The following is a 3,400-nucleotide window of genomic DNA, read 5'->3' as shown; positions in this document are numbered from 1 at the left end:
GGGGCGGCAGCGGCCCCTCAGCGGCCAGCCAGCCGGAGGCCTAGTATTCTTGTCCGTGTTGTTCACCCCGGCCTGCACCCTTCGTGCCGGCCGCCAGCGCCCACACCGAACGGAATCTGCTCGTGACTTCTTCCCCTGACTTCCCGCGGGTACACATTGCCACCGACCACGCCGGCATGGAACTCAGCGCCCACCTGGTGACCCACCTGACGGCCAAAGGCTATGAGGTGGTGGACCACGGTCCGAAGGTCTACGACGCCCAGGACGACTACCCGTCGTTCTGCATCAATGCAGCCCTGGCCGTGGTCGCTGACCAGCAGGCTGGTGTCCACGCTTTGGGCATCGTGCTTGGCGGATCAGGAAACGGGGAACAGATCGCAGCCAACAAAGTGAAGGGTGTCAGGGCAGCACTGGCGTGGAACCATTCCACCGCCACCCTCGCCCGGGAGCACAACGATGCCAATGTGGTGGCTGTGGGCGGCCGCCAGCACACCGTGGAGGAAGCAACGGAACTGATCGAGGCCTTCCTGGCGGAGCCCTTCAGTAACGATGAGCGCCACGTCCGCAGGATCGGAAAAATCGCCGCCTATGAAACTACCGGCGAGGTCATCGAGTAGTGCCGGAAGGGCATACCCTCCGGCGCCTGGCACGGCAGTTCGGGGACGTTTTCGGTGGCCAGCGGCTCGCTGTGTCCAGCCCGCAGGGCCGGTTTGCCGGGGGAGCCGCGCTGCTCGACGGGCACACCCTTGTTGCTGCAGAGGCCCATGGGAAACACCTGTTCCTGCACTTCGACCACTCGCTGGTACTGCACGTACACCTGGGCCTCTACGGGGCCTGGACTTTCGGCGGAGACAGTACTTTCGCAGGCTCTTCCAGCATTGGTGCGCCGCGCCGGGTGGGGGAGCAGGAAACCTTCGGTGGCGACGATGCTGACTCCGGCGGCTATGCCGGTCCCCCGGACCCGGTGGGGGCCGTGCGGGTCCGCATCGTAGGCAGCAATGGCTGGGCGGACTTGCGCGGGGCCACAACCTGCGAAACCATCAGCGTTGCCGAGGCCGACGCCGTGCTGGCGCGGCTCGGCCCGGATCCACTCGTTAATCGCCGGGGGGACGCCGGCCGTTTCGCCGCGAATCTCCGGAGCCGTAAGACCCCCGTAGCCGCGCTGCTGATGGACCAGAAAATCATTGCCGGAGTGGGAAACGTGTACCGTGCGGAAGTCCTTTTCCGGCGGCGGCTCGACCCGTGGCTGCCGGGAACCGACGTTCCGGACGCCGAGGCACGAAAGCTGTGGCGCGACGTCGTCTCCGTAATGGGCCTCGGCGTGGTGGACGGCAGGATCATCACCACCACGCCGAGGTATTGGTCCGGAAACGGCCGGGCGGCCATGGCTGCTGCCGACGCAGCTGCGCTCAAGAGCGACACATTCCCGGCCAGGGAGAATGCCCATTTTGTCTACAGACGCAATGGGCTGCCGTGCCGGGTGTGCAGCACCACAGTGCTGATGGCCGAACTGGCGGCACGCAAGCTCTACTGGTGCCCGTACTGCCAGCAGTCCTAGCAACACCACAGGTACGGCTTCCTGAAGAGTGCCGAAACCCAAAAAGGCCCCTCACTGAGGGGCCTTTTGATGTTGCTTGGAGGGGACGACGGGAATCGAACCCGCGTAATCAGTTTGGAAGACTGAGGCTTTACCATTAAGCTACGTCCCCGAAAGAAGGTCCAGCTGTAAGGCCGTCAGGCGCTGGCAGTCTGGTAACTTCGGGCTGGCTGTTCAAGCCGGATATAACTTAACCTAATTCATGGGGTACGTGTCAAATGTGCAAACTTGGCGCGTATGACCGTAGACTTGCCTGTGCACTTACGGGGTGTAGCTCAGCTTGGCTAGAGCGCCTGCTTTGGGAGCAGGAAGTCGCAGGTTCAAATCCTGTCACCCCGACTCTGCGGCCCGGACCTCTCGGCCTGGACAGAACATTGCGTTTGCAGAACCCCATCCCACAAACCCAGGAGTACTTAGACCGTGAAGAGCGCTGTCGAGAACCTCACCCCCACGCGGGTCAAGCTCAATGTTGAGGTCCCCTTTGAGGAATTGAAGCCCAGCATCGACTCGGCCTACAAGACCGTTGCTTCGCAGATCCAGGTCCCCGGCTTCCGTAAGGGCAAGGTCCCCGCAAAGCTGATCGACCAGCGCGTCGGCCGCGGCTACGTCCTGGAGACGGCCATCAACGAAGGCCTCAACGGCTGGTACCAGGCTGCTGTCCAGGAATCCGGCATCCGCCCCCTGAGCCGTCCCGAGGTGGAGATCACCGAGGTTCCGGATCCCTCCGCCACGGATGGCGGCCTGAAGTTCGCCGCCGAGGTTGATGTCCGCCCCGAGATCGAGCTGCCTGACTACGCCGGCCTCCAGGTCGAGGTTGCTGCAGCCCAGTCCTCGGACGAAGACGTTGACAAGGCCCTTGATGAACTGCGCGGCCGCTTCGGCACGCTGAAGTCCGTGGACCGCCCGGCTGCCGACGGTGACTTCCTCACCATCGACATCACTGCCACGATCGACGGTGAAGAAGTTGACTCCGCAGCCGGCCTCTCCTACCAGGTGGGCTCGGGCACCATGCTCGAAGGCCTCGATGAAGCCGTGACCGGCCTCAGCATCGACGAGGACGCCATCTTCAACACCACATTGGTGGGCGGCGATCACGCCGGCGAAGAAGCCCAGGTCAAGGTAGTCGTAAAAGCCGTCAAGGAGCGCGAACTCCCCGAGGCCAACGATGACTTTGCCCAACTGGCTTCCGAATTCGACACCCTGGCCGAGCTCCGCGAGGACCTGGCTAAGCAGGCCGCAGACTCCAAGGTCGTAGAGCAGGGCGTCGAAGCCCGCGACAAGGTCCTGGACAAGCTCGTTGAGCTGGTGGAGGTTCCCGTTCCGGACTCGGTGGTTGAAGAGCAGCTTGAAGCCCACTTCAAGGAGGGCAATGGCCACGGTGAAGGCGAGCACGACACCGAGGAACACCGTGAAGAGGTCCGGGCCAACACGGCCCGCGCTTTCCAGAACGAGATCATCCTGGACGCCATCGCCGAAAAGGAAGAAGTCAACGTCAGCCAGAACGAGCTGATCGACTACATCGTTACCACCGCCAGCCAGTACGGCATGGACCCCAACCAGTTCGCCCAGATCATTGATCAGAGCGGCCAGGTCCCCATGATGGTTTCCGAGGTCCGCCGCCGCAAGGCACTGGCAGTGGTCCTCGGCCAGGCCACGGTGACCGACACTGAAGGCAAGGCTGTTGACCTCAGCGACTTCGTCCGTCCCGGTGGCGAAGAAGAAGCTCCTGCCGTGGAGACCGAAGAAGCTGCAGTAACTGAAGCACCTGAGGCTGCTGCGGATGAAGACAAGGCAGAGGCCAAG

3 protein-coding genes and 2 tRNA genes are annotated in these 3,400 nt (G+C 63.2%); 4 read left to right on the top strand and 1 reads right to left on the bottom strand.

The annotated features are described in order from the left end of the window. The first annotated feature begins 122 nt into the window (after nucleotides 1–122). Nucleotides 123–617, top strand: a complete 495-nt coding sequence (locus AC5RWX_RS31565; RefSeq protein WP_494100132.1) for a ribose-5-phosphate isomerase — start codon at nucleotides 123–125, stop codon at nucleotides 615–617. After that, nucleotides 617–1,558 carry an Fpg/Nei family DNA glycosylase gene (locus tag AC5RWX_RS31560; RefSeq protein ID WP_494100131.1) on the top strand — a complete coding sequence of 314 codons (942 nt, stop codon included), beginning with the start codon at nucleotides 617–619 and terminating at the stop codon, nucleotides 1,556–1,558. Before AC5RWX_RS31565 ends, AC5RWX_RS31560 begins: the two co-directional genes overlap by 1 nt. 77 nt (nucleotides 1,559–1,635) lie before the next feature. Here the strand turns inward: AC5RWX_RS31560 and AC5RWX_RS31555 are convergent. Then, nucleotides 1,636–1,709: transfer RNA gene (locus AC5RWX_RS31555), tRNA-Gly, on the bottom strand. Between the two features lie 152 nt (nucleotides 1,710–1,861). Between AC5RWX_RS31555 and AC5RWX_RS31550 the strand changes: the two genes are divergently transcribed. Both AC5RWX_RS31550 and tig read left to right on the top strand, forming a co-directional pair. Further along, nucleotides 1,862–1,936, top strand: a tRNA-Pro gene (locus AC5RWX_RS31550). Nucleotides 1,937–2,017: 81 nt separating this feature from the next. After that, the coding region (tig, locus tag AC5RWX_RS31545) for a trigger factor (protein ID WP_494100130.1) at nucleotides 2,018–3,400 on the top strand (1,383 nt) is incomplete at its 3' end.

This window comes from Arthrobacter sp. SPT-J7, assembly GCF_059089965.1.
The sequence above is the reverse complement of the archived record's forward strand: the minus strand, read 5'-3'. Positions and strand labels throughout refer to the sequence as shown.